Genomic DNA, 24,575 nt, shown 5'->3' with positions numbered 1-24,575 from the left:
TGCTGCCATGGAAATCGGCGGATTATATATCAGGCAGCAGGCAGGGTCAGCCCTCATAGCCTGATTTCAACTATCCGGGCCCAAGCCCGCCCATCTGCGGCGCCATGAGGCACTATCCCCATGGCACCGCAGGATCACGACTACTGCTGCCCCGATTTAAGGTGACGCGGCCGAATGCCCAGCAGTAGCAACACCACGGCATAGACCGCAGCCCCCAGCGACAGCAGCATGGTCAGCTGCAAACTGGCCTTGCCCATGCTCCATACGCCCCACTGGGCCAAATCTGGCGACAGATAGGCGAGCACGCCCCCCATCAGCACGCTGGCGACCAGCAGCTTGAGGCAGAACACGCCGGTATGACGGGAGGGACGATAGACGCTCTGCTGGTACAACCCCTTGAACAGCAAGGCCGCATTCAGAGTGCCCGAGCAGGCGGTCGAGAGCGCCAGACCCACGTAACCGAGCGGGTAGATGAAGATGAGGTTGCAGACCATGTTGGCAATCATCGACATCACCCCGATCCGCACCGGCGTTTTGGTGTCCTGACGGGCGTAGTAACCGGGTGCCAGTACCTTGATCAGCATCAGGGAGAGCAGACCGGTAGTGGAGGCCAGCAAGCTGGCGCTCGACATGCTCACTTCATGCAGGCCAAATTCGCCGCGCATGAACAGCACTCGCAAAATGGGCTCACGCATGACCGCAATGCCTATCATGGCGGGCATGCCGAGCAGCATCACCATCCGCACCCCCCAATCCATGGTGCGGGAGAAGTCCGCCGGATCGGCATCCACATGCTTCTTAGCCAACGCAGGCAGGATCACGGTACTGATGGCCACTGCAAACAGCCCGAGGGGGAACTCCAGCAGGCGATCCGAGTAGTAGAGGTAACTGATGGCACCGGTCGCCAGGAACGAAGCCAGCATGGTGTTGACCAGCAGATTGATCTGGCTGACCGAAACCCCGAACAGGGCGGGGATCATCAGCGTGCGGATCTTCACCACCCCAGGGTGATTCCATCCCCACTTGGGCCATACCAGCATGTTGATTTGGCGCAAAAAGGGGTACTGGAACAAAAACTGCACCAAACCGCCCAAAAAGACACCAATCGCCAGCGAGATCTCAGGTTTGTCCATCAGTGGCGCAATCCACCAGGCCGCCGCAATCATGGTGATGTTGAGAAACACCGGCGTAAACGACGAGACCGCAAAGCGGCCGAAGGTGTTGAGGATAGCCCCCGCCATGGCGGTAAAGGTGATGAACCAGAGGTAAGGGAAGGTGATTTTGAGCATCAGACTGGCGAGCTCGAACTTCTCGGCCGCGGGGCCGCCGTGCAGCCAGTCCCAGAACCAGCCCCAACCAAACAGCGCGGTCAGCACTCCCGACCCCAGCACCCCGAGCAGGGTGACCACCGTCACTATCCCCCCCAGCGTGCCCGCCACCGCCGCCAGCAATTCACGCACTTCCCCCTCGTCGCCATTTTTCTTGTACTCCGTCATCACGGGAACAAAGGCCTGGTTGAAGGCACCTTCGGCGAACAGACGACGCAGAAAGTTGGGAATGCGATTGGCAAAAAAGAAGACGTCGGCGGCCACCCCGGCACCAAGCAGATTTGCGATAACCACATCGCGAACCAAGCCCATTACGCGGGATGCCAGCGTCATTCCGGACACTATCATGCCGGATTTGATCAATTTCTTACTCAAGACGAGGCCTCTGGAACTGTCAGAATGAAAAGAATGCTGCTAGAATCGGCCGACAGTTTAACCGTCTCCCTACTGACACACCACCGGGAGGCGGTGTTTATTTGCACAAATCATTTGACAATATGTGGTTGGAAGGGCATATTTCCGGGCCTTTTCAATACACTCGCTAAGACAGTTTTAGGAGTTTTACCTTGGCTAACATCAAATCTGCTAAGAAGCGCGCTCTTCAGTCAGAAAAACGCCGTCAGCACAACGCCAGCCGTCGTTCCATGACCCGTACCTACCTGAAGAAAGTCATTGCTGCTATCGCCTCTGGCGACAAAGCTGCTGCGACTGCCGCTTTCGCTGTTGCTCAGCCGATCATGGATCGTATGGCGACCAAAGGCCTGATCCACAAGAACAAAGCAGCTCGTCACAAGAGCCGCCTGTCTGCCCAGATCAAAGCTATGGCTTAATCAGCGTCTGCTGATCAAAGCTGAAAAAACCGGCCTTAGTGCCGGTTTTTTATTTATCTGCGCTGCAATAAAGTCGATGCAGCAAACTGATCATTTCACGCACCTCATGGCTGCGCAGCGAATAGTAGACCGTCTGGGCCTCTTTGCGCGTCGTCACCAGCTCATCCCGCCGCAGCAGCGCAAGATGCTGTGACAAGGCCGACTGACTCAATCCCAATCGCTCGTTGAGCTCCCCCACCGACAGTTCGCGCTCCAGCAACTGGCACAGAATAAACAGCCGCCGCTCATTGGCCAGCGCCTTGAGCAAGGCCACCGCTTTACTCGCATTGGCTTCCATCTCTTCAAGTTGCATCACATCTCTCCTCTACCACTCATCGCCGATGATACGTGGTGACGGGTCGTTTTAAAACGACAGGGTGGCCGGCTGGATGGCGGAGAAGTTCTCCTGCCCGGAAAAGAGAAAGGTAAAATCGCTCTCGCAGACCCGCTTCACCGCCGGATGCTGGATCATCCGCTCGGCGAAGATGACGTAATACTCCTCCATCAGATCCTGAGTTTCCCCGATCAGCATCACCCCCTCCCCCTCAAGGATCTCCTCCCGATAGATGGTGGGAGCCATGAAGATGCCCTGATTGAAGAAGCCAAACGCCTTCATCAAGGCGGCATCATCAAACTCGCCAAGAATGCTGGGGGAGACACCCTGCTGCTCGAACCACTGGGTCAGCTGACGCCCCATGGCGGTACGGCGACCGGGGATCAGCAGCTTGCGCTCCTCCAGACAGGCGGGAAAGGGCTTTTCAGGCAGCGGAGCCTTGCAGAAGAAGCTGACGCCACAGCCGCCCAACCGCTTGGAGAGCAGCCCCGCATGCTGGCTGGAGTCCACCGGACAGTCGGAGAGGATCATGTCGAGCTTGTGCTCGCTCAGCTGCTCCAGCAGCAGTTCGTGGGTTGACTCGAAGCAACGCAGATGGATGGAGCCATCATTAGGGATGACGGAGAGCAGCACGCGGCTGGCAAGGCGCTTGGAGAGGGCATCGGCGATGCCGACGTCGAACAGGATCTGGCTCTCCTTGCGGTAGTTGACGATATCGAGCATCTCGTAGGAGAGGCTGAACATCTTGTCGGCATAACGAAACACCAGTTGACCCAGCTCGGTCGCCTCAAGGGAGCGCCCCTTGCGTTTGAGCAGCTTGCCACCGAGGCGCTGCTCCAGCAACTTGATCTGACCGGTGACGGTTTGCGGGGTCAAAAAAAGGGCTTCCGCTGCCTGGGTAACGGAGCCCTTCTTCTGAGTCATCCAGAAATAGTAGAGATGGTTGTAGTTAAGGTGTGACATCCGATGGGGTTCCCGCTTGACGCGGACTCCGGTAGCAGCTGAGTTCAACCGCCAGAATGTCATACATGTCGCTGACCGAGTCAACCTTGTTCGCGCCAAACTGCTCCATCAGAGTGGCCTTGAGGCGTGCCTTGTCCGGCATCCGGTCAGCGCAATAACGCTTGTTGGAGCGCTTGACCATCTCGCCAGCCCGGCTGCTTAGCGCCCGCTCGGAGAAGGTTTCGCCAAAGCGCGCCTTGGCCTGCTTGTCCCCCAGCAGCAGGGCACTGTCTACCACCCCGTTCAGATAGGCAGAGCAGTTCGCCGAAGCGGCGTCCTGCTTGCAATCCTCCAGCCCGCCGGCCCAGGCCGCGGGGCTCAACAACAGCATCAACAACCCTGTATGCAGCTTCATAGTCCCTCCGTACTCTGTTCCCCTTCACCCTTGGGAAGGGCCATGCGCAAGGCCAGATAGCCGACTACCGCCGCCATGGTGGAGCCCACCAGGATCCCGAGGCGAGAGTAGCTGCCGTAATCCAGCCCACCGTGCTCGAAGGCGAGCGACGCGATAAACATCGACATGGTGAACCCGATGCCACAGAGGATGCTGACCGCAAAAATCTGCTTGAAGTTGACCCCGGGCGGCAACTGGGCGATGCCCAGCTTGACCGACAGCCAGCTGATGGTGAACACCCCGAGCGGCTTGCCGATAAACAGCCCCAGCATGATCCCCATAGGTACCGGACTCAGCAGGGAGGAGAGACCAATCCCTTCCAGCGATACCCCGGCGTTGGCAAAGGCAAACAGCGGCAGGATCAGATAGGCACTCCAGGGGTGCAGCTGATGCTCCAGATACTTGAGCGGCGAGGCGTAACGCTTGCCGTTAAGCGGAACCATAAAGCCCACTACCACGCCTGCCAAGGTCGCATGGACGCCAGACTTCAGCACCGCAACCCAGAGCACCAGACCAACCAGCATGTAGAGGCTGATCCTGTCCTCACCACGGCGATTCATCCAAAGCAGAGTGAGGGTTGCCAGAATACCGATGGCCAGCGCCTCCAGCGACAACTGCTGGGTATAGAAGAGCGCGATGATGATGATGACGCCCAGGTCATCCATGATGGCCAGCGCCAACAGGAATACCTTGAGGCTCACCGGCACCCGCTTGCCGAGCAGCGCCATCACCCCGAGGGCAAAGGCGATGTCGGTCGCAGCCGGGATCGCCCAGCCAGCACGCGCCACTTCATCCGAATAGTTGAAAAAGGCGTAGATCAAGGCCGGGGCCAGCATGCCGCCCACCGCAGCGATAGCCGGGAAGGTCGCCTGAACCCGGGTCGAGAGCGCCCCCTCCAGCATTTCACGCTTCACTTCCAGACCAACCAGCAGGAAGAAGATCGCCATAAAGCCATCGTTGATCCAGAGCAGCAGCGGCTTGTTGATGTCGAGAGCCGCGATGCGCACCTGCACCGGCGTGTCGAGAAACGCCTGATACCCGCCAGCCAGCGCGGTATTGGCTAAAATCATTGCCAGCATGGCAGCCATGATCAGAATAATTCCGGAGGCGGCCTCCAGCTTCAGGAACTTTTTGATTACGTCACTCATGGTTAAATTTTCCACCGTATTGCTTTGGTTTGAGTCTATCTCCTGCAACAACCAATGGAAAATCGTTTCTTGCTGCTCAATACAACGAAAAAACCGAAGGCAAAATAGAACATACCTGCTATAAGCAGGTTTTCCCTCGTCTCTGGCTACCGTCTTATTAATCAATAAAATGAATTTTCAATTATTTAACTGCATAAAAAAGGCGCCCTGAGGCGCCTTGCTATCAGATGGCGACGGGCGCCTTGATGCCGGGATGGGGGTCATAACCCTCGATCTCGAAATCCTCGAACTTGTAATCGAAGATGGAGTCAGGTTTGCGCTTGATCACCAGGGTCGGCAGCGGGCGCGGCTCGCGGGATAGCTGCAGCGCAGTCTGCTCCATGTGGTTGGAGTAGAGATGCACATCACCGCCGGTCCAGACGAAGTCACCCACTTCCAGATCGCACTGCTGGGCCATCATGTGGGTCAGCAGGGCATAGCTGGCGATGTTGAACGGCAGGCCGAGGAACACATCACAGCTGCGCTGGTAGAGCTGGCAGGAGAGCTTGCCGTCCGCCACATAGAACTGGAAGAAGGCGTGGCAGGGAGCCAGCGCCATCTTGTCCAGCTCGCCCACGTTCCAGGCGGATACGATGATGCGGCGCGAATCAGGGTTGTGCTTGATGTCATCCACCGCCTTCTGGATCTGGTCGATGACAGACCCGTCAGCCGCAGGCCAGGAGCGCCACTGAGCACCGTAAACCGGCCCCAGATCGCCATTCTCGTCGGCCCACTCATCCCAGATGCTGACGCCGTTTTCCTTCAGATAGGCGGTATTGGTATCGCCATTTAGGAACCAGAGCAGCTCGTGAATGATGGAGCGCAGGTGGCACTTCTTGGTGGTCACCAGCGGGAACCCCTCCGCCAGATTGAAGCGCATCTGATGGCCGAACAGGGAGACAGTACCGGTGCCGGTACGGTCTGACTTGACGGTTCCCTCATCGAGGATTTTCTGCATCAGGTCGAGATAAGCTCGCATTATTTCGCCTCCTTCACGGCATTACCGAACAACTGCGGACGCTTGTAGGCGACCCAGATCATCAGGGCACCGGCGATAATCATCGGGGTGGAGAGGATCTGGCCCATGCTGATCTCCTGGAAGTAGAGACCGAGCTGGCTGTCCGGCTGGCGCACAAACTCCACCAGGAAGCGGAACAGGCCGTAGAACAGCAGGAACATGCCGGAGATGGCACCGCGCGGCGGATTCTTGCGCCAGAACAGGTTGAGGATGATGAACAGCACCACCCCTTCCAGTGCGAACTGGTAAAGCTGGGAGGGATGACGCGGCTCGGGGCCGGCCTCCGGGAAGATGATGGCCCAGGGCACATCGGTGACCCGGCCCCACAGCTCGCCGTTGAGGAAGTTGCCGATCCGGCCGACGCCGAGACCAAACGGAATGAGCGGTGCCACAAAATCGGCCACGGTGAAGAAGTGGCGCTTGGTCTTGTGGGCAAACCAGATCATCGCGGTGATCACCCCGATCAGACCACCGTGGAACGACATACCGCCGGTCCAGATCTTGAACAGATAGGTGGGATCCGCGAGGAAGAGATCGAAGTTGTAGAACAGCACATAACCGACACGGCCACCGAGGATCACCCCGAGGAAACCGTAGAACAGCAGATCCGACACCTCGTTGCGGGTCCAGCCGCTGTTCGGTGCATCGGCGCGACGGCCAGCCAGCCACATGGCAAACGCAAAACCGAACAGGTACATGAGACCATACCAGCGTACCGATAGTGGTCCCAAACTGAATGCTACGGGATCAATCTGCGAGAAAACCCAATATCCATCGTGCTGCATATGCGGCCCCAGTCAAAATAAAAGCCGCATTTTCCGATCATTCGTCAGCAGGGACAAGGCATGATTATCAATCACTCTGTTTCGATTTATGACCGGCTCGCAGCAAACCGCCCAAACCATGCTCCTCCAGATAGCGAGCAAACAGGCCGCGCAGTACGTGGGGGTTGTCATGTTTGAGGCCATCGGCCATCAGTTCGGTCAACTCGCTCAGGGTGGATTGACGCAGCACGTACTTGATCCGGGCGATGTTGTGGGTATTCATACTGAAGCGGCGATAACCCATGGCCAGCAGCAGCAATACACCGACCGGATCACCGGCCAGCTCGCCACACACCGACACCGGCTTCTGGTAGCGATGGGAGGCATCAACCAGCTGTTGCAGGGCGCGGATCACCGCAGGATGGAAGGCATCGTAGATGTTGGCAACCCGAGAGTTGTTGCGATCTACCGCCAGCAGGTACTGGGTCAGGTCGTTACTGCCCACCGACCAGAAGTCGATGAGCGGCGCCATCTCCGGCAAGATAAAGAGGGCTGAGGGCACCTCGATCATCACCCCGAGACTGGGGTAGCGGATCACCGCATCGCGGCTCGCCGCCTCTTCCGACACCTCTCGCCACGCTTGATCCAGCAGACGACGGGAGGCTTTGATTTCGCTGACGCTGCTGATCATCGGCAGCATGATGGCCAGATTGTCCAGCCCTTCACTGGCCCTCAGCATCGCCTTGAGCTGCACCAGAAACAGTTCGGGGTGATCCAGGGTGATCCGGATCCCCCGCCAGCCAAGGAAGGGGTTTTCCTCGACGATGGGGAAATAGGGTAACGGCTTGTCGCCGCCCACATCCAGCGTCCGCATGCAGACCGGCCGGTTGCGGTAGGTCTCCAGAATGCCGCGATAGCGGGCAGTCTGCTCCCACTCGGAGGGGAAGCTCTCCTGCAGCATAAAGGGGATCTCGGTGCGATAGAGACCGACCCCGTCCGCCAGCTGATTGAGGGAGATCTCGGTATCGGCACTGAGCCCGGCGTTGAGCAGCAGTGAGACCTTGGTGCCGTCGGCCGTCTCGGATGACAGGTTGTCGACGCTGCGCACCAGGGTATCGAGCGCCCGCTCTTCGCTCAGCAGCTGACGATACTCGGTCAGGATCACCTGATTGGGTTCGATGAAGAGATCGCCGCTGTAGCCATCGACGACCAGCATGCGACCACCGATGTCACCAAGGGGCAGATCAACCCCCATGATGGCAGCCACCCCCATGGCGCGGGCCAGAATGGCCGCGTGGGAGTTGGTCCCCCCCTTGAGCGAGACCACGCCGGTCAGATACTCGCGGGGCACTTCCGCCAGAATGGTAGCAGTCACCTCGTCGGCAACCAGCACCACCGGCTCGCCGATGGAGATATGTTCCGGTTCATTCTGCACCAGTCGGCTGATCAGCCGCTGGGCAATATCCTTCACGTCGGTGGAGCGCTCCTGCAAGTAGGGATCCTTCATCCCCTTGAACTGCTCGATCAAACGATCGCTGATCAGCTTGACCGCAGAGACCGCAGTCCAGTGCTCCTTGCTCACCTTGTTGCGAATGGGCTTGATGTAGCCGGGATCGTTCAGCAGATGGAGGTAGATATCGAAAATCGCCACCGAATCCTGGCTGTAGCTCTCGCGAAAGCGCAGCGCCAGACTCTCCAAGTCGTGCCGCACTTCCTCAACCGCCAGCTCCAGCCGCGCCAGCTGGCTGGCATGGTCTTCATCCTTGCGCGGGGTAATGGACGAGAGCGCCTTGCGGGGCCGCCACACCCAGGCCTTGGCCATGGCGATGCCGCTGGCACCGGCAATACCGCGCAGCGGCTTGCTCCAGTCGGTCTTCTGCAACCACCCCTTGGCCTGCGCCTGAGCGATCCGCGCCGCCAGCTGGGCCGCCAGGGTGACCATGAAGGACTCTTCCCCCTCGTCGAAGCGGCGACTCTCCTTCTGCTGCACCACCAGAATGCCGACCACCTGACGCTGATGCATGATGGGAGCGCCGAGGAAGGAGCGGAACGCCTCTTCGGCAACATCGGGCAGGAATTTGAAACTGGGGTGCGCGGGGGCATCAGCCAGGTTGATCAGCTCTTCCCGCTGACCCACCAGACCGACGATGCCCTGCTCGTAGGGCAGGGTCACCTTGCCGACCGCGGACGGTGCCAAGCCGTCGGTAGCCGCCAGGCGATAGCGGCGCACCTCGGGTTCCGAGACATAGACGGAGCAGCAGTCCACTGCCATGGCGTGCCGGGTCTGGCTCACCAATGCTTGCAAGGCCTGCTCGAGGGTATTGGCCTCGGCCATGCTCTCGACGATACGTCTCAGTTCCGTTAACAACTAATCTGTGCTCCTTAACGGGCGCGGTTGCGCCGCACATCCTTCTTGTTGACCTGCACTGCCGGCACTGGCATCGCCAGCGGGGCAAACTCTTTCATGACCCGGCGGTAAACCTCCCGCTTGAACGAAACGACCTGACGCACCGGATACCAGAAGCTGACCCAACGCCAGTCGTCAAATTCGGGATGGCCATGACAGCCGAACTGGATCCGCGACTCCTTGCCCGAATTCAGCTGTAACAGGAACCATTTTTGTTTTTGGCCAATACAGACCGGTGAACTGTCCCAGCGGACAAGACGTTTGGGTAAACGGTACTTTAGCCAGTTACGACTGGTGGCCATGATGGTCACATCTTCGGGCTTGAGGCCAATCTCCTCATACAGCTCTCGATACATGGCCTGCTCTGGCGTTTCACCATCATCAACCCCCCCCTGCGGAAACTGCCAGGAGTGCTGCCCATAGCGTTTAGCCCACAACACTTGTCCTTCACGGTTACAGATCACGATACCGACATTGGGACGAAATCCGTCGCCATCAATCACGTGATCACCTTATAAAGGCTGAATCTATAAGGAGATTGTTCCACATTCACTCCGTGGCAGCAAACAAGGAGTGAATCCCCTGTTTCATGAATAACTTTCGATTTCAAACATACTTATAAACAAATCCAAGGATCCGCGCCCCCAAGTTGCCCACCCAGGCTGTGCATAAAGCTGTTAGCAAACGGGTATATACAGTACTTTTTAACTGTACGCGAAAAGTGCCTCTCCGTCTCATCACGCGACATAAAATATAAAAAATCATTATTTTTTATAAACTTGGGATAAAACAACTGGATCTAGATCCATGTTACCCCAAGAGTCAGATCCATGATCCGGATTGTGAACAAGTTCAACTGCTCAAAGATCCACCGCGGCGAAATTATCCACAGGAGTGGCACAATATCTACCCCGTTTACCCTGTAAAAATGGGGTGGCATTCACAATTTTTTGTAACATATCAGCGACTCCAACCACTTTCATCCACTTATCCAAGATTTCTGTGGATAACTGTGTGTAACATCATGCACAAACCCTTGGACAACTATTTCGAGGTCAAACCAGACCTGGATTACTGCTCGATAAAACAGACAAAACCCTTTAAAATCATAATGATGAGCTGATAGCCCCCAAATTCTCTGCATTTGATCTTATCCACTCAGGATCGGTTATAAAAACAGCGATCCTTCTCGGGATCCTCCCCTGTTAGAATATGGCGAGCAAGATGGAGCCAAACATGCCAAGCAATCCCCAATCCGAGCAGGAGTTATTGAGCCGCGCCTATGCCATGGCTGGCTTCACGCTGGCGCAGCTGGCCGCCGAGGCTGGCGTCGCGGTGCCCAAAGACCTGCGCCGTGACAAGGGGTGGGTCGGTCAGTTGATCGAGCTGCAACTCGGGGCCAGCGCAGGGAGCAAGCCGGAACAGGACTTCCCGGAGCTGGGGATCGAACTCAAGACGATCCCCGTGGATCCTCAAGGCAAACCGCTGGAGACCACCTTCGTCTGCGTCGCCCCGCTGATCGGTGTCAGCGGCCAGCGCTGGGAGGAGTCCAACGTGCGCAACAAGCTATCCCGGGTGCTCTGGATCCCGGTGGAAGGCAGTCGCGAGATCCCGGTTGGCGAGCGGCGGGTCGGCATGCCGCTGATGTGGAGCCCGAATGAAGAGGAAGATCGGCTACTGCGTCAGGACTGGGAGGAGCTGATGGACATGATAGTGCTGGGAGAAGTGGAGCAGATCAGCGCGCGCCACGGCCAGGTGATGCAACTGCGGCCCAAGGCGGCCAACAACAAGGCGCTGACTCGCGCTATCGGCCGCGATGGTCAACCCATAATGACCCTGCCCCGCGGCTTCTATCTCAAGATCGACTTCACCCACAGTTTGCTGCAACGCTATTTTGCCTTGCCGACTTGATCTGCCTTATCAACATCTTTGTCATATGGTGGTATAAAAATAGACAGGAGCCATTTTTAACTCACAGACAAGGAGGCGTCATGCCACTGATCAAACAGTTTTTGAAGTCCAAGCCCGAGGTCAAGGTGACCTTTGCCGTAGAGAAAGAGGCGGCTGCAGGGGCGGAACAGGTGATGCTGATCGGCGAGTTCACCCAGTGGCAACCGGTCGAGCTGAAACGCATGAAGAGCGGCGAATTCAAAGCCACCCTCAATCTGCCGACCGACGGCCCGGGGTACTTTGAATATTGCTACCAGCTCATCACACCGGCAGGGGAAACCCTCTACGAGAATGACTGGGCAGCGGATGACTATGTGCCAGGCCCCTTCGGGCGAGACAACTCGGTAGTTCGGGTCATCCAGTAACGGCTCCCAGATAGCCAATAGACGGATACAAAAAAGGCTCGCCATTGGCGAGCCTTTTCACTACCTGTCGAGCTATTTGCCGACATACCGACACCAATTCGAATCGAATTAGTTGAGCTTCTCTTTGATACGAGCAGCTTTGCCGGACAGGTTGCGCAGGTAGTACAGTTTGGCGCGGCGAACATCACCACGACGCTTCAGTTCTACACTGTGGATCAGCGGAGAGTGAGTCTGGAATACACGCTCAACACCTTCGCCGTTGGAGATCTTGCGAACGGTGAAAGCAGAGTGCAGACCGCGGTTACGCTTGGCAATAACGATGCCTTCGAAAGCCTGCAGACGCTCTTTACCACCTTCTTTAACACGAACTTGAACACGTACAGTGTCGCCCTGGGCAAAAGCCGGGATGTCGGTACGCAGTTGCTCTTGTTCAAGCTGCTGAATAATCTTGCTCATTGTCTTTCCTTACCTAGGATAAACTGAAAACTCTACTTAACGCCGTCACGCACTTCGCGGACATACTCGGCAAGAAGTGATTCTTGCTCGTCAGTCAGAGCTAGGTTGTTAATAAGTTCCGGCCTTCTTTGCCAGGTTCGTCCGAGCGACTGCTTGAGACGCCAGCGTCGAATCACTTCGTGATTGCCGCTTGTCAGCGCCTCGGGCACCGCCAATCCATCCAACACCTCCGGCCGAGTGTAGTGGGGATGATCCAGCAAGCCATCCGTAAAGGAGTCTTGCTCGGCACTGGCCTGATCACCCAAAACCCCGGGGACCAGACGCGAAACCGCATCGATCAGGGTCATGGCAGGCAACTCGCCACCACTTAACACGTAATCCCCGATAGACCACTCTTCGTCGACTTCGGTTTGTATCACGCGTTCATCGATACCTTCGTATCGACCGGCTACCAGAATCAGTTTCTGATTCGTCGCCAACTCGGTTACGCCCGCTTGAGTCAGCTTGCGTCCCTGAGGAGAGAGATAGATGACTTTCGCCCCGTCTCCCGCTGCTTGCTTGGCTGCATGAATCGCGTCACGCAGCGGCTGAACCATCATTAACATGCCGGGCCCACCACCATAAGGACGATCATCGACCGTACGGTGTTTGTCGTGGGTAAACTCCCGGGGGTTCCAGCACTCAATCTGCAGCAGGCCACTCTTGACGGCCCGACCCGTTACCCCGTGCTCGGTAATGGCTCGGAACATTTCAGGGAAGAGGCTAATAACCCCAATCCACATAAGAAACCTCCGGCACCCGTGTTAGCGCGGGAAACTAGAAACCAGGATCCCAATCAACTTCGATTGTTCGAGCAGTCAGATCAATATTCTTGATCACCTGCTCTTCCAGGAACGGAATCAACCGCTCCTTTGCACCAAAGGCATCTTTTACATTGGCCTCAACCACCAACACATCGTTGGAGCCGGTTTCCATCAATTCGGTCACCTTGCCCAGGTCGTATCCCTTGGTGGTCACCACGGAGCAACCAATCAGGTCACGCCAGTAGAACTCACCTTCAGGCAACGCAGGCAACAGATCGGCGGGTACGCCAATCTCGACATTGGTCAATGCCAGGGCATCTTCGCGCACATCGATACCATCGAGTTTGCAGATCAGACCCTTGTTGTGACGTTTCCAGGATGAAACCCGAATTTCACGCCACGCCCCGTTCTGATTAATCAGCCAGGGGTTGTAATCGAAAATCGCTTCGGCAACATCGGTGAAGGAGTTCACTTTAAGCCAGCCCTTGATGCCATAAACGGTACCCAGGGTGCCCAGAACTACAGGTTTTTCCACCTTAACTCCTTACCGTTGGGCTGATTAAGCAGCTTTTTTAGCGTCTTTGATCAGCTTGGCAACGCGGTCAGAAACAGCGGCACCAGTAGCAACCCAATGCTCGATACGAGCCAGGTCCAGGTTCAGCTTTTCAGCTTGACCAGCAGCAACCGGGTTGAAGAAACCAACGCGCTCGATGAAGCGACCGTCACGGGCGCAACGGCTGTCAGAAACTACTACCTGGTAGAACGGACGCTTTTTCGCGCCACCACGTTGTAAACGAATGGTTACCATATCGTCCTCATTAACATCTAATGAACAAGGCCCGCAAACACGCGGACCCTAGCTTAAAATAAGCCGCGTAATTCTACTTGGATTCGTAATAATTGCAACCAAGCCAGCCATTTTTTGCGCAGAGCGGCAATGAAAAGGGGCCTGCCGCAGCAGACCCCCATCAACACGCAGGCCGGATCAGAACGGGCCGCGACCGCCACCGAAACCGGGGGGCATCATGTTCTTCATCTGGCTCATCATCTTGCGCATGCCGCCTTTACCGGACATTTTCTTCATCATGCGCTGCATCTCGGTGAACTGCTTGAGCAGCTTGTTCACATCCTGCACCTGCATGCCGGAACCTGCTGCGATACGGCGTTTACGGGACCCCTTGATGAGATCGGGATGGGCGCGCTCCTTGGGCGTCATGGAGCTGATGATCGCCTCCATTCGCACAGTGAGCTTGTCATCCATCTGATCTTTAACGTTATCCGGCAGCCTGGACATGCCGGGCAGCTTGTCGAGCATCCCCATCATGCCACCCATGTTGCGCATCTGGGCCAGCTGCTCGCGGAAATCTTCCAGATCGAACCCCTTGCCACTCTTGACCTTGCTGGCCAGCTTGGCCGCTTTCTCTTTATCGACGTTGCGCTCGACCTCTTCGATAAGAGAGAGCACATCGCCCATACCGAGGATGCGGGAGGCGAGACGATCTGGGTGGAACGGCTCCAGCGCATCGGTCTTTTCACCCATACCGATAAACTTGACCGGCTTGCCGGTGATGTGGCGCACCGACAGGGCAGCACCACCACGGGCATCGCCGTCCGCCTTGGTAAGGATGACACCGGTGAGCGGCAGCGCTTCGTTGAACGCCTTGGCGGTGTTGGCGGCATCCTGACCGGTCATGGCATCCACCACGAACAGGGTCTCGACCGGCTTGATGGTGGCATGCAGATCCTGGATCTCGGCCATCATCTCGCTATCGACGTGCAGACGACCGGCGGTATCGACGATCACCACGTCATAGAATTTCTTGCGCGCCTGATCGATGGCGGCAGTGGCGATGTCAACCGGTTTCTGGCTGGCATCACTCGGGAAGAAGTCGACGCCGATGTCGCTGGCCAGGGTCTCCAGCTGCTTGATCGCCGCCGGACGATAGACGTCGGCACTGACTACCAGCACCTTCTTCTTGCTGCGCTCTTTGAGCAGCTTGGCCAGTTTGCCAACTGTGGTGGTCTTACCGGCACCCTGCAGACCGGCCATCAGGATGATCGCTGGCGGCTGGGCAGCCAGGTTGAGCTGTTCGTTGGCCTCCCCCATCACGGTGACCAGTTCACCGTGCACAATCTTGATGAATGCCTGGCCCGGGCTCAGGGATTTGGCCACTTCCTGCCCGACTGCGCGCTCTTTGACACGCGCCACGAAATCACGCACGACCGGCAGGGCGACATCCGCCTCGAGCAGCGCCATGCGGACTTCGCGCAGGGTTTCCTTGATATTGTCTTCGGTCAGGCGACCACGGCCACTGACATTGCGCAAGGTGCGCGAGAGTCGTTCAGTCAAATTCTCAAACATGACGGATTCCGGTTCTTGGCGTAATAAATTGGGGGCATTATAACCCAGAGCGGGCGCGAGGACGATTATTCACCGCACCGCAGCAGCAGGGAGCTTCTCCCTATATATGGGCAGATCGGCCGTTGCACAACTGGCGAGCACTTCTCGTGCAAGGTATACTGCCCCTCTTACCCTCAAAAGCTTGTGCAACAACGACCTGGTTATGATCGTAATCTCTGTTCTGGCCCTGGCGTTTTATCTGCTGGCCATCATCGCCTCCCTGCATCTGTTACTGAGCGCCAAGCCGGTGGGACAGCGCTCCCTGTTTGCCTGTATCGGATTGGCCCTGATCGCCCACGCCAGCGCCCTCGGTTCAGAGGTATTGCAGAGTTACGGCCAGAACCTGAGCATGCTCAACGTTGCCTCGCTGGTCAGCCTCATCATCAGTTGCTTCATGACCTGCGTGACCCGCCGCTTCAACGGCTGGATCCTGCTGCCGGTGGTCTACAGCTTCTCGGCCCTGTTGCTGGCTGCCAGCGCCTTGATCCCGGGTCGCTACATAACCCATCTGGAGGCCCACCCCCAGCTGTTGCTGCACATCGGCCTCGCCCTGATGGCCTACTCGGTATTGATGATCGCCTGTCTGTTTGCGCTGCAGCTCGCCTGTCTGGACAAGCAACTAAAATCTCGAAAAATCAGTAATCTGCCAGCCATGCCGCCACTGATGACGGTGGAAAAACGACTGTTTCAGTTGATCTCTGCAGGGGTGCTGCTACTGACACTTTCCATCGCCTCCGGCCTCTTCTTCCTCGAAGATATGTTCGCCCAGGGCAAGTCTCACAAGGCAGTGCTCTCCATCCTGGCATGGTGTGTCTACGTGCTGCTGCTGTGGGGTCATCACACCTATGGTTGGCGCGGCCGTAAAGTCATCACTCTCAGTCTGATCGGCAGCTTCATCCTGACTCTTGCCTACTTTGGCAGTCGCTTCGTCAAAGAAGTGCTGTTGAGCTGACACCTATACTCTTTTAGCCATACCATCCAACAGGAGCCCTTTTTGGACAGCATCTCAACGAGTACATTACTGATTGTTCTCGTTATCTTGATCCTTCTTTCCGCCTTTTTCTCCAGTTCCGAAACCGGCCTGATGTCCATCAACCGCTACAAACTGCGGCATCTGGCACAGACCAAACACAAAGCCGCACGTCGCGTCGAGCAACTGCTCGCCCGCCCCGATCGCCTGCTGGGGCTGATCCTGATCGGCAACAATCTGGTCAATATCCTCGCCTCCGCCATCGCCACCATCGTCTGTATCCGGCTGTTTGGTGATCTAGGGGTCGCCATCGCCACCTTCGGCCTGACCCTGGTGGTACTGGTATTCGGTGAAGTGACGCCAAAGACCCTGGCAGCCATGTTTCCGGAGAAGATCGCCTATCCCGCCTCCTGGATCCTCAAGGGGCTGATGGTGCCGCTCTCGCCGCTGGTCTGGCTGATCAACGGCATCACCAGCGGCCTGCTCAAGATGCTGAAAATCAATCCCAACAAGGATGACTCCCTCAACACCGAGGAGCTGCGCACCATAGTCAATGAGGCGGGTAACCTGATCCCCCAGCGTCATCAGGAGATGCTGTTGAGCATTCTGGATCTCGACAAGATGCTGGTCGAGGACATCATGGTGCCACGCAGCGATATCTACGCCATCGACATCAACGATGACTGGAAGAGTATCCAGCGCCAGCTGGCCCACTGCGCTCACACCAAGATCCTGCTCTATCGCGACAATATCGACGACGTTGTCGGCTTTTTGCACGCGCGCGATGCCCTGCGACTGGTAGCCAGGGATCAGTTCAACAAATCGAGCCTGTTGCGGGAAGTGGACGAGATCTACTTCATTCCGGAAGGAACGCCGCTCAACGTGCAACTGGCCAAATTCCAGCGCAACAAGGAGCGAATTGGCCTGATCGTCGACGAATACGGCGATATTCAGGGGCTAATCACTCTGGACGACATTCTGGAAGAGATCGTGGGCGACTTCACCACCTCCATGACGCCAGCGCCGAGCGACGAGATCCATCCACAGTCAGATGGTTCTTATCTGGTCGAAGGCTCAGCCAATATTCGTGAGCTGAACAAGGAGATGAACTGGCACCTGCCCATCGACGGCCCGCGTACCCTCAACGGCCTGATCCTCGAATATCTGGAGGAGATCCCCCAGCCCAACATCGGGATCCGGTTGGCCGGTTATCCTATCGAGATCCTCGATGTGGAGAACAACATGGTCAAGATGGCGCGGATCATGCCGGCATCGTACCGGGCGGAGTCGGATTCACAAGATTGAAAAAGGGCTGCCAGTGGCAGCCCTTTTCTATTGCTCATCGTCATCATCCGGCTCCAGCACCAGCGTCGGGATCAACTCACCAAACACCCGTTGCAGCTCGTCACGGTTGGCCAGCAGGTCTTGCAGCGTATAGCTGTCCATCACCGCCAGAAACGCATCCATCGCCTCTTTCAGCGCACTCTTGAGCAGACAGACAGAGACGATGTGACAAGCGGGCGAACCGCAGTCAATGCCGTCCAGATTGCCTTCCAGCGCCCTGATCACCTGCCCGATATTGATGGTGGCGGGATCGCAAGCCATACGAATACCGCCATTCTTGCCCCGCTGGGATTGCAGATAGCCCAGCTTCACCAGCTGATTGACCACCTTCACCATGTGGTTGCGGGAAACGCCATACAGGGCCGATACCTTGGCAACGCTCGACAACTCCCCTTCCGGCAGGGTGGCAAGATAGAGCAGGGCTCTCAATCCAAAATCTGTATAACTGGTTAGTCTCATAAAACCTGATTAGCGCGATGCGAAAAGTGGAGTATTGATTCAAATCAAATAAACATCTAGGATGCCACTTATTAAATGACATTTTATATGTTCAATTAGAACGAGGCCCCTATGCTAGATCAAACCACCGTTGCCGTCATCAAAAGCACTATTCCGCTGCTCGAATCGGCAGGCCCTGCCCTCACCCAGCACTTCTACCAGCGGATGTTCAGCCATAACCCGGAGCTGAAAGATATCTTCAACCTGGCCCACCAACGCAGTGGCGGCCAGCCGCTGGCCCTGTTCAATGCAGTCGCCGCGTATGCCAAGAATATTGACAATCTGGGGGCACTTGCCGGTGCGGTCGAGCGGATTGCGCACAAACATACCGGATTCCTGATCCAGCCGGAACAATATCACATTGTAGGTAGTCATCTCTTGGCCACGCTCAAAGAATTGGGCGGAAGTGCGGTCACCGACGAGGTGCTGGAGGCATGGGGCAAGGCGTATGGCGTGCTGGCCGACATCTTCATCGGCCGCGAGCGAGAGATCTATCAGGAGAAGGCCAATCAGGATGGCGGCTGGCAAGGTACCCGCACCTTCATCATCAAGGAGAAGCGAGCCGAGAGCGACCTCATCACCTCCTTCCTGCTGGCGCCGGAAGATGGCAAGCCGGTACTGACCTTCAAACCGGGCCAATACCTCAGCATCAAGCTGGTTCACCCCGAGCTGGAATATCAGGAGATCCGCCAATACTCCCTCTCCGATGCCCCCAACGGGCAGGATTACCGCATCAGCGTCAAGCGTGAGCCGCAGGGCCAGGTCTCCAACCTGCTGCACGATCACCTGCAGGCGGGTGACAAGATCGAGGTGATGCCCCCTACCGGCGATTTCTACCTCAAAGCCAACAGCCAGACCCCGGTCGTACTGCTCTCCGGCGGTGTCGGCGTGACGCCGATGATGAGCATGCTCAACCAGCTGCTGGCGAACGGCCATCAGGCTGATGTCACCTGGCTGCACGCCTGCGAACAGGGCTCTGTACACGCCTTCCGGGAGGATATTCAGCAAAAATCCCGCCAGCATCCCAACTTGCTGAGCCGGATCTGGTATCGGGAGCCGGAGGCCAGTGATGTGCAGGGTCAAGATTACGATCTGGCCGGCACCATGGATCTGACTGCCGTGAAGGAGCGCATCACGCCTGAGGCCCACTACTACTTCTGTGGCCCTGTCGGCTTCATGCAAGAGATCAAGCGGCAGCTGCTGGCGGCTGGAGTACCAGCCGGGCAGCTCCATTACGAAGTTTTTGGCCCCCATCAAGATCTCTAAGGCGCGGGCAGCCATATAACAGAGGGAGGTTCCGGCCTGTCATGGCACGGCGGCTGGAACCGGACCCACAGGTGCAGATCTGTGGGTCATTTTTTTTGGATCAGTGCATCGCCTTGGCGCGGGCCACCACGTTGGCCGGCATCCGGTTGCCAAGACGGTTGAGCAAACTCGCCGCCTTCTGGTGCTGCGCCTTGTCACCGATGACAGAGCCATGGAGCCAGCGATAGGCGTCCTCATAATCGAGCGGACTGCCCATACCCTGCAACAGCATCTCGACCCACTCGATGCGGGCCCGCAGAAAACCGAGGCTGGCCGCCTCGCGCATCAGGGTCTCGGCTCGCACCAGATCCTTCTGCACCAAAGTTCCTTTCCAGTAGTAGCGGCCCAGTTGCTCCAGCGCCGGAGCCAACCCCTGATTGGCCGCCTCCCACATATATTGCACCCCGATCTCGGCATTGGGTTTGGTACAGACACCCCACGCCAGCATATCCCCCCAGAGGAATTGATAGGCCGGGATCTTCATCACCGAGGCGCGCGCTTCGATATCCTGAGTCAGCTGACAGCGATCCTGTTTAACCTGAGTGAGGTGGCGCCCCTGCTCAATCCAGTTGAGCAGCTCGTCCTGACGATAGAGCGGCACCGCCTGCAACTCGCCAGCGGCCAGAGGTGCGGGAGGCGCCACCACAGCGGCAGACTCCGCCGGTTTTGGCAGCGGCGCGGCCCCCTCACCACTGCTGGCAACGGGCGTGACCGGCTCGGCCGGAAGCAAGACGGGGACTGCCTCAGAGGGCGCTGGCGTAGCAGCAGAGACAGGGGCCGTTGCCACCGCAGCACTGCTTACTGTCGGTGCCGATGCACTTGCTGCAGGCGCATCGCTCGATACAGCAGCCGATACCGCCTCGGCACCATAGAGGGGCGCGGTGAATGCACCGACAAGAATGAGTAGGGTAAGGGGTTTCATCATAAGGATCTCCTGCTGCACTCTGTTATCGGCACTAAGCCCCATCCCCTTAGCCTTCCGGGCGGATCTCATCAATACAAAAGGGAGCCGAAGCTCCCTTGTTGGCACGGTTGACCCGCTTACTTGACGAAATCGACACCCAGCTGGATATCGGCTTTCAGGGTAGCCAGCATGCCTTCCATCGCTTCCTGCTCGAACGCGCTCAGCTTGCCGTAATCCAGTACGGTTTCGACGCCGTTCTTGCCCAGCAGTACCGGCTGTGCGAAGAAGGTGGCGTGCTCGCCGTTGCCTTCCACGTAGGCGCACTCAACAACGTTGGCTTCGCCCTGCAGACCCTTGATGAGGGAGAGACCGAAACGGCAAGCCGCCTGACCCATGGAGAGGGTCGCAGAACCGCCACCGGCTTTGGCTTCCACCACTTCGGTACCGGCATTCTGGATGCGCTTGGTCATGGCTGCCACTTCTTCAGCAGTGAAGGAGGCACCTTCAATCTGGGAGAGCAGCGGCAGGATGGTGACGCCACTGTGACCACCGATCACGTTGACGCGTACTTTGTCGATGTTCAACCCTTTGGCAGCGGCCACGAAGGTCTCGGCGCGGATCACGTCCAGGGTGGTTACACCGAACAGGCGACGCTTGTCATAGACACCGGCTTTCTTCAGCACTTCGGCGGCGATAGCCACAGTGGTGTTGACCGGGTTGGTGATGATGCCAATCAGTGCTTTCGGGCAAGTGGCCGCGCACTTCTCGACCAGATTCTTGACGATACCGGCGTTGATATTGAACAGGTCGGAGCGATCCATCCCCGGCTTGCGTGCCACACCGGCGGAGATCAGCACCACATCGGCCCCAACCAGCGCAGGAGTCGGATCTTCACCGCAGAAGCCCTTGATGGCGACGTCGGTAGGAATATGACTGAGGTCAACGGCCACACCCGGGGTAACCGGGGCGATGTCATACAGGCTCAGCTCGGAGCCAGCCGGCAGACGGTTTTTCAACAGCAGAGCGAGGGCTTGACCGATGCCACCAGCGGCACCCAGAACGGCAACTTTCATGATCAACTCCATGTTTAAGCGTAGGTTTAAGGTTGTTTGTTGTTGTGCGCCCAACCTTAATGGATCCCCCCATAAAAAACAATCTGATAACAGTTGCAGTCACGGGTTCTGTGAGCCACGAAACATGCGGGAGCAAAAATTGGAGGGAAATACAAAAAGTTGGAGGAGAAGCACAGTTTTTCTGCACTTCTCCTTACCATAAAGAGGTAGATCTGAGGGTCTCAGGATTGGAATGCCAGCGCCCGTTTTTCACACCAGCGAAAACCAATTGTTAACAATCCGTTCATCGCCAGATAAAGCCCGCCAGCCACCCCGAACACCGCCAGGGTATCGTAGGTCTGGGCGTTCAACCCCTGCGCCAGCCCCATGATGTCCATGATGGTGATGGTACTGGCGAGGGAGCTCCCCTTGAGCACCAGGATCACCTCATTGGAGTAGGCAGGCACCAGATGACGGGCGGCATGGCGCACCTTCATCCACAAGGTCTGGCGGCCGTTAAAGCCAAGCGCACGACACGCCTCTACTTCACCGGCCGGGATGGCATCAAGCGCCCCCTTGAACAACCGGGTGGAGTAGGCCGCGGTGTTGAGACCCAGCGCCAGCACGGCGCAGAACCAAGGCTGCTTGAGCAGCGGCCAGAGCGGGCTGGCTTTCAGCCACTCGAACTGGCCCGGCCCGTAGTAAATCAGGAAGATCTGAATGAGCAGCGGCGTACCGGTAAAGAGCAGCACCCACAGTTGCACCAGTTGGGTCGCCACCGGCAGGCGCAGCTCCAGCACCCAGGTCATCAGGGCCGCCAGCACAATCCCCAGCAGCAGGCTGAACAGGGTCAGCTCCAGCGTGGTGACCAGACCGCCCAGCAACGTAACGAGATACTCTTGCATCAGTTAGCCTCCGTAGCGGCGGGTGTAGCGGGCAGCCAGCCCGAGGCAATATTCACTCACCAGACTGATGGCCAGATAGATGAGGGCGGCGGCGGCATACCAGGTAAAAGGTTCATAGGTACTGGCCGAGGCCATCTGCGCCTGACGCATCATCTCGTTCACCCCGATAAGCGACACCAGCGCGGTATCTTTCAGCAATACCAGCCACTGGTTGCCGAGGCCCGGCAACGCGTGACGCCACGCCTGCGGCAACACGATGCGAAAGAAGATGTGGCTCTTGCCAAGACCCAGCGCCATCGCCGCCAACCGTTGCCCTGCGGGCACCGCATTGAGCGCCGCCCGCAGGGTCTGGGTCGCATAGCTGGCGAACAGCAGGGAGAGCGCCAGCACGCCACAGGCAAACGGGCTGAACTCCACATATTCGCCAGTGATGAGGAACAACACCTGGGTCGAGCCGAAGTAGATGAACAGCACCACCAGCAACTCGGGCAGGCCACGGATCAGCGTGGTCAGGGTGGCCACCGGCCACACCAATGCACGCTGCTTGCTGAGCTCGGCGGCACTGAACGCCAGTGCCAATACCATGCCCCCGACCAGTGATGCCAAGGCCAGCCCGAGGGTCATCCAGGCTGCATCCAACAACAGGCTCAACATGGCTTACTGCGCGAAGTATTTGTCAAAGATTTTCTGATAGGTGCCGTTGGCCTTGATTTCGGCCAGCCCCTTGTTCAGCTGGGTCAGCAGATCCTGATTGCCCTTGGCGACCGCGATGCCAAAGCCGGTACCGAAGTACTTGGCATCGGTCACCGGCGCACCCACCACCGCATACTCCTTGTGCTGCTTCAGCCAATCGGCAGCAACGGCGGTATCGGCAAAGACACCGTCGGTACGGCCATTCATCATGTCGAGGAAGGCGCTCTGGTAGCTGGCGTACGGCACGGTCAGCAGACCCTTGCTCACCCAGTTATCCACCAGATAGGACTGGTGAGAGGTACCGTTCTGCACACCGACTGTCTTGTCGACCATCTCTTCCGGCCCCTTGAAGGCACCTTTCTTGGCGACGAATACTGCCGAGTTCTCGTAGTAGATGTCGGAGAAATCGACCTGAGCGGAGCGCTCAGGGGTTACGTCCATGGCGGCGATGGCAGCATCGTAGCGACGGAATTTGAGGCTGGGGATCAGGCTGTCAAAGGCCTGGTTGTGGAAGCTGCACTCCAGCTTGGCCTGCTCGCAGATGGCGCGGGCCAGATCGATGTCAAAACCCTGAAACTCGTTCTTGTCATCCAGGTATTCGAATGGCGCGTAGGTGGCCTCGGTGGCGAACTTGATCTCTTTGGCCATGACGGAGGTACTCAACAGGCCCATGGCAGCAACCAACAACAGACTCTTTTTCATGACAGCTTCCTTATCGATTCAGTATCAATGCATCAAGAATTCGGCAAACCGGCTGGTTTGCGGGGATTGGAAAATGGCGGCGGTGCCGGACTCGATGATCCGCCCCTTCTCCAGATAAATCACCTGGCTGGCCACCTTGCGGGCAAAGTCGACCTCGTGGGTCACCACCACCTGGGTAATGCCGGTCTGGCTGAGGTTACGGATGATCTCGGCCACCTCCTTGGTGATCTCGGGATCGAGAGCGGCAGTCGGTTCGTCAAACAGCAACACTTCCGGGTCCATCATCAGGGTACGGGCAATGGCCACCCGCTGCTGCTGACCGCCGGAAAGACGTGCCGGCCAGGCATCGCGCTTGTCGGCCAGTTGCAGCTGGGCCAGCAGGAAGGCCCCCTTCTCGATGGCGGACTCCTTGCTCATGCCGAGCACCTTGACCGGCGCTTCAATAAGATTCTCCATCACAGTGAGATGTGGCCAGAGATTGTACTGCTGGAACACCATCCCCACCTTGCGACGCAGCAGTTGGGACTGGCGGTTGAATTCGGCAGCAGAGAGGGAGTTCGGGAAAGAAAATTCACTTTCGCCAATCCGCAGAACACCCGCATCCGGGGTATCCAGCAGGTTCATCATCCGTAGCAGGGAACTCTTGCCAGCACCGCTCGGGCCCAGCAACACCAAGGTTTCACCGGGAGATGTCCGAAAGCTGACCTGTTGCAGAACCGGCACCTTGTGCCAGGACTTCTCGATACCTATTAATTCAATACCCATACAGCCCAATTGAATAAGTTTTCAAAATTTCATCCCGATTCTATCCCTAATAAAGGTTGATGCAAGCCATTTTTGAATCAATATGCAGAACAAGCGCCGCTTCCTTGCAAAAAACGGCATATGAATGCAAAATGGCCCCGCTGTTCGTATCTGCCGCCT

27 protein-coding genes are annotated in these 24,575 nt (G+C 57.4%); 6 read left to right on the top strand and 21 right to left on the bottom strand.

From position 1 onward, the window contains the following. Nucleotides 1-140: 140 nt before the first annotated feature. Nucleotides 141-1,703: a murein biosynthesis integral membrane protein MurJ gene (gene murJ, locus I6L34_RS14000; protein ID WP_058057983.1), complete on the bottom strand. Its 1,563-nt coding sequence runs from the start codon at nucleotides 1,701-1,703 to the stop codon at nucleotides 141-143. 191 nt (nucleotides 1,704-1,894) lie between these two features. Here murJ and rpsT point away from each other — a divergent pair, with 191 nt between their 5' ends. Further along, nucleotides 1,895-2,158: a 30S ribosomal protein S20 gene (gene rpsT / locus I6L34_RS13995; RefSeq protein WP_005308808.1), complete on the top strand. Its 264-nt coding sequence runs from the start codon at nucleotides 1,895-1,897 to the stop codon at nucleotides 2,156-2,158. A 49-nt stretch (nucleotides 2,159-2,207) separates the two neighbouring features. Here rpsT and I6L34_RS13990 read toward each other — a convergent pair whose 3' ends face one another. From I6L34_RS13990 to rppH, 8 genes are all read right to left on the bottom strand, one after another. Beyond that, the gene (locus tag I6L34_RS13990) at nucleotides 2,208-2,510 is read right to left on the bottom strand and encodes a metalloregulator ArsR/SmtB family transcription factor (protein ID WP_013724128.1); all 303 of its coding nucleotides are present in this window, start codon (nucleotides 2,508-2,510) and stop codon (nucleotides 2,208-2,210) included. Between the two features lie 51 nt (nucleotides 2,511-2,561). Next, nucleotides 2,562-3,494, bottom strand: coding sequence for a transcriptional activator NhaR (nhaR, locus tag I6L34_RS13985; RefSeq protein ID WP_005340434.1), 933 nt, complete (start codon nucleotides 3,492-3,494; stop codon nucleotides 2,562-2,564). Then, nucleotides 3,481-3,888: a hypothetical protein gene (locus I6L34_RS13980; RefSeq protein ID WP_021230961.1), complete on the bottom strand. Its 408-nt coding sequence runs from the start codon at nucleotides 3,886-3,888 to the stop codon at nucleotides 3,481-3,483. The genes nhaR and I6L34_RS13980 overlap by 14 nt, the downstream gene beginning before the upstream one ends. Continuing rightward, nucleotides 3,885-5,075 carry a Na+/H+ antiporter NhaA gene (nhaA, locus tag I6L34_RS13975; protein WP_005348917.1) on the bottom strand — a complete coding sequence of 397 codons (1,191 nt, stop codon included), beginning with the start codon at nucleotides 5,073-5,075 and terminating at the stop codon, nucleotides 3,885-3,887. Before nhaA ends, I6L34_RS13980 begins: the two co-directional genes overlap by 4 nt. Before the next feature lie 223 nt (nucleotides 5,076-5,298). Further along, nucleotides 5,299-6,093: a thymidylate synthase gene (thyA, locus tag I6L34_RS13970; protein WP_019445582.1), complete on the bottom strand. Its 795-nt coding sequence runs from the start codon at nucleotides 6,091-6,093 to the stop codon at nucleotides 5,299-5,301. Further along, the gene (gene lgt, locus I6L34_RS13965; protein ID WP_058058352.1) at nucleotides 6,093-6,917 is read right to left on the bottom strand and encodes a prolipoprotein diacylglyceryl transferase; all 825 of its coding nucleotides are present in this window, start codon (nucleotides 6,915-6,917) and stop codon (nucleotides 6,093-6,095) included. The genes thyA and lgt overlap by 1 nt, the downstream gene beginning before the upstream one ends. 67 nt (nucleotides 6,918-6,984) lie before the next feature. Continuing rightward, the gene (gene ptsP / locus I6L34_RS13960) at nucleotides 6,985-9,264 is read right to left on the bottom strand and encodes a phosphoenolpyruvate--protein phosphotransferase (protein ID WP_075116041.1); all 2,280 of its coding nucleotides are present in this window, start codon (nucleotides 9,262-9,264) and stop codon (nucleotides 6,985-6,987) included. A 14-nt stretch (nucleotides 9,265-9,278) separates the two neighbouring features. Next, nucleotides 9,279-9,806 carry an RNA pyrophosphohydrolase gene (rppH, locus tag I6L34_RS13955; protein WP_075116040.1) on the bottom strand — a complete coding sequence of 176 codons (528 nt, stop codon included), beginning with the start codon at nucleotides 9,804-9,806 and terminating at the stop codon, nucleotides 9,279-9,281. 733 nt (nucleotides 9,807-10,539) lie between these two features. On the opposite strand from rppH, the gene mutH reads away from it, so the two are divergent. Together mutH and I6L34_RS13945 are read left to right on the top strand one after the other, a co-directional pair. Beyond that, nucleotides 10,540-11,214 (top strand): DNA mismatch repair endonuclease MutH, encoded by a 675-nt coding sequence (gene mutH, locus I6L34_RS13950; protein WP_042084339.1) that lies wholly within the window; start codon nucleotides 10,540-10,542, stop codon nucleotides 11,212-11,214. A gap of 80 nt (nucleotides 11,215-11,294) precedes the next feature. Further along, nucleotides 11,295-11,618 (top strand): isoamylase early set domain-containing protein, encoded by a 324-nt coding sequence (locus tag I6L34_RS13945; RefSeq protein WP_005348910.1) that lies wholly within the window; start codon nucleotides 11,295-11,297, stop codon nucleotides 11,616-11,618. Nucleotides 11,619-11,726: 108 nt separating this feature from the next. On the opposite strand, the gene rplS is transcribed toward I6L34_RS13945, so the two are convergent. The 5 genes from rplS to ffh form a co-directional block, all read right to left on the bottom strand. Beyond that, nucleotides 11,727-12,074, bottom strand: coding sequence for a 50S ribosomal protein L19 (rplS, locus tag I6L34_RS13940; RefSeq protein ID WP_005313505.1), 348 nt, complete (start codon nucleotides 12,072-12,074; stop codon nucleotides 11,727-11,729). Nucleotides 12,075-12,106: 32 nt separating this feature from the next. Beyond that, on the bottom strand, nucleotides 12,107-12,856 hold the full coding sequence (gene trmD / locus I6L34_RS13935; RefSeq protein ID WP_216954857.1) for a tRNA (guanosine(37)-N1)-methyltransferase TrmD: 750 nt from the start codon (nucleotides 12,854-12,856) through the stop codon (nucleotides 12,107-12,109). A 34-nt stretch (nucleotides 12,857-12,890) separates the two neighbouring features. Continuing rightward, on the bottom strand, nucleotides 12,891-13,412 hold the full coding sequence (gene rimM / locus I6L34_RS13930; protein ID WP_005340394.1) for a ribosome maturation factor RimM: 522 nt from the start codon (nucleotides 13,410-13,412) through the stop codon (nucleotides 12,891-12,893). A 24-nt stretch (nucleotides 13,413-13,436) separates the two neighbouring features. After that, nucleotides 13,437-13,685 (bottom strand): 30S ribosomal protein S16, encoded by a 249-nt coding sequence (gene rpsP / locus I6L34_RS13925; protein ID WP_005340392.1) that lies wholly within the window; start codon nucleotides 13,683-13,685, stop codon nucleotides 13,437-13,439. 177 nt (nucleotides 13,686-13,862) lie between these two features. Then, complete coding sequence (gene ffh / locus I6L34_RS13920; protein ID WP_216954856.1) at nucleotides 13,863-15,239, bottom strand: signal recognition particle protein; 1,377 nt, start codon at nucleotides 15,237-15,239, stop codon at nucleotides 13,863-13,865. A gap of 202 nt (nucleotides 15,240-15,441) precedes the next feature. On the opposite strand from ffh, the gene ccsA reads away from it, so the two are divergent. Both ccsA and I6L34_RS13910 read left to right on the top strand, forming a co-directional pair. Beyond that, nucleotides 15,442-16,230 (top strand): inner membrane protein YpjD, encoded by a 789-nt coding sequence (gene ccsA, locus I6L34_RS13915; protein WP_005340390.1) that lies wholly within the window; start codon nucleotides 15,442-15,444, stop codon nucleotides 16,228-16,230. Between the two features lie 42 nt (nucleotides 16,231-16,272). Beyond that, a complete protein-coding gene (locus I6L34_RS13910; RefSeq protein ID WP_058058355.1) occupies nucleotides 16,273-17,553 on the top strand; it encodes an HlyC/CorC family transporter in 1,281 nt (426 codons plus the stop codon). Nucleotides 17,554-17,580: 27 nt separating this feature from the next. Here I6L34_RS13910 and I6L34_RS13905 read toward each other — a convergent pair whose 3' ends face one another. After that, a complete protein-coding gene (locus I6L34_RS13905) occupies nucleotides 17,581-18,051 on the bottom strand; it encodes an Rrf2 family transcriptional regulator (RefSeq protein ID WP_058057978.1) in 471 nt (156 codons plus the stop codon). A 111-nt stretch (nucleotides 18,052-18,162) separates the two neighbouring features. Between I6L34_RS13905 and hmpA the strand changes: the two genes are divergently transcribed. Next, nucleotides 18,163-19,356, top strand: coding sequence for an NO-inducible flavohemoprotein (gene hmpA, locus I6L34_RS13900; RefSeq protein ID WP_058057977.1), 1,194 nt, complete (start codon nucleotides 18,163-18,165; stop codon nucleotides 19,354-19,356). Between the two features lie 100 nt (nucleotides 19,357-19,456). Here the strand turns inward: hmpA and I6L34_RS13895 are convergent, their stop codons facing one another. From I6L34_RS13895 to I6L34_RS13870, 6 genes are all read right to left on the bottom strand, one after another. After that, a complete protein-coding gene (locus I6L34_RS13895; RefSeq protein WP_058057997.1) occupies nucleotides 19,457-20,041 on the bottom strand; it encodes a tetratricopeptide repeat protein in 585 nt (194 codons plus the stop codon). A 395-nt stretch (nucleotides 20,042-20,436) separates the two neighbouring features. Beyond that, the gene (gene mdh / locus I6L34_RS13890; RefSeq protein WP_005340384.1) at nucleotides 20,437-21,372 is read right to left on the bottom strand and encodes a malate dehydrogenase; all 936 of its coding nucleotides are present in this window, start codon (nucleotides 21,370-21,372) and stop codon (nucleotides 20,437-20,439) included. Between the two features lie 221 nt (nucleotides 21,373-21,593). Next, on the bottom strand, nucleotides 21,594-22,256 hold the full coding sequence (artM, locus tag I6L34_RS13885; protein ID WP_005348902.1) for an arginine ABC transporter permease ArtM: 663 nt from the start codon (nucleotides 22,254-22,256) through the stop codon (nucleotides 21,594-21,596). A gap of 3 nt (nucleotides 22,257-22,259) precedes the next feature. Then, on the bottom strand, nucleotides 22,260-22,910 hold the full coding sequence (gene artQ / locus I6L34_RS13880; RefSeq protein ID WP_058058357.1) for an arginine ABC transporter permease ArtQ: 651 nt from the start codon (nucleotides 22,908-22,910) through the stop codon (nucleotides 22,260-22,262). A gap of 3 nt (nucleotides 22,911-22,913) precedes the next feature. Beyond that, the gene (locus tag I6L34_RS13875) at nucleotides 22,914-23,651 is read right to left on the bottom strand and encodes a transporter substrate-binding domain-containing protein (protein WP_058058358.1); all 738 of its coding nucleotides are present in this window, start codon (nucleotides 23,649-23,651) and stop codon (nucleotides 22,914-22,916) included. Between the two features lie 24 nt (nucleotides 23,652-23,675). Beyond that, a complete protein-coding gene (locus I6L34_RS13870; RefSeq protein WP_043826109.1) occupies nucleotides 23,676-24,416 on the bottom strand; it encodes an ATP-binding cassette domain-containing protein in 741 nt (246 codons plus the stop codon). Nucleotides 24,417-24,575: the final 159 nt, after the last annotated feature.

The organism is Aeromonas sp. FDAARGOS 1404 (assembly GCF_019047085.1).
In the GTDB taxonomy this organism is placed as follows: Bacteria; Pseudomonadota; Gammaproteobacteria; order Enterobacterales; family Aeromonadaceae; genus Aeromonas; species Aeromonas veronii.
Note: the sequence above shows the minus strand (reverse complement) of the source record. Positions and strands in the feature narration are given on the sequence as shown.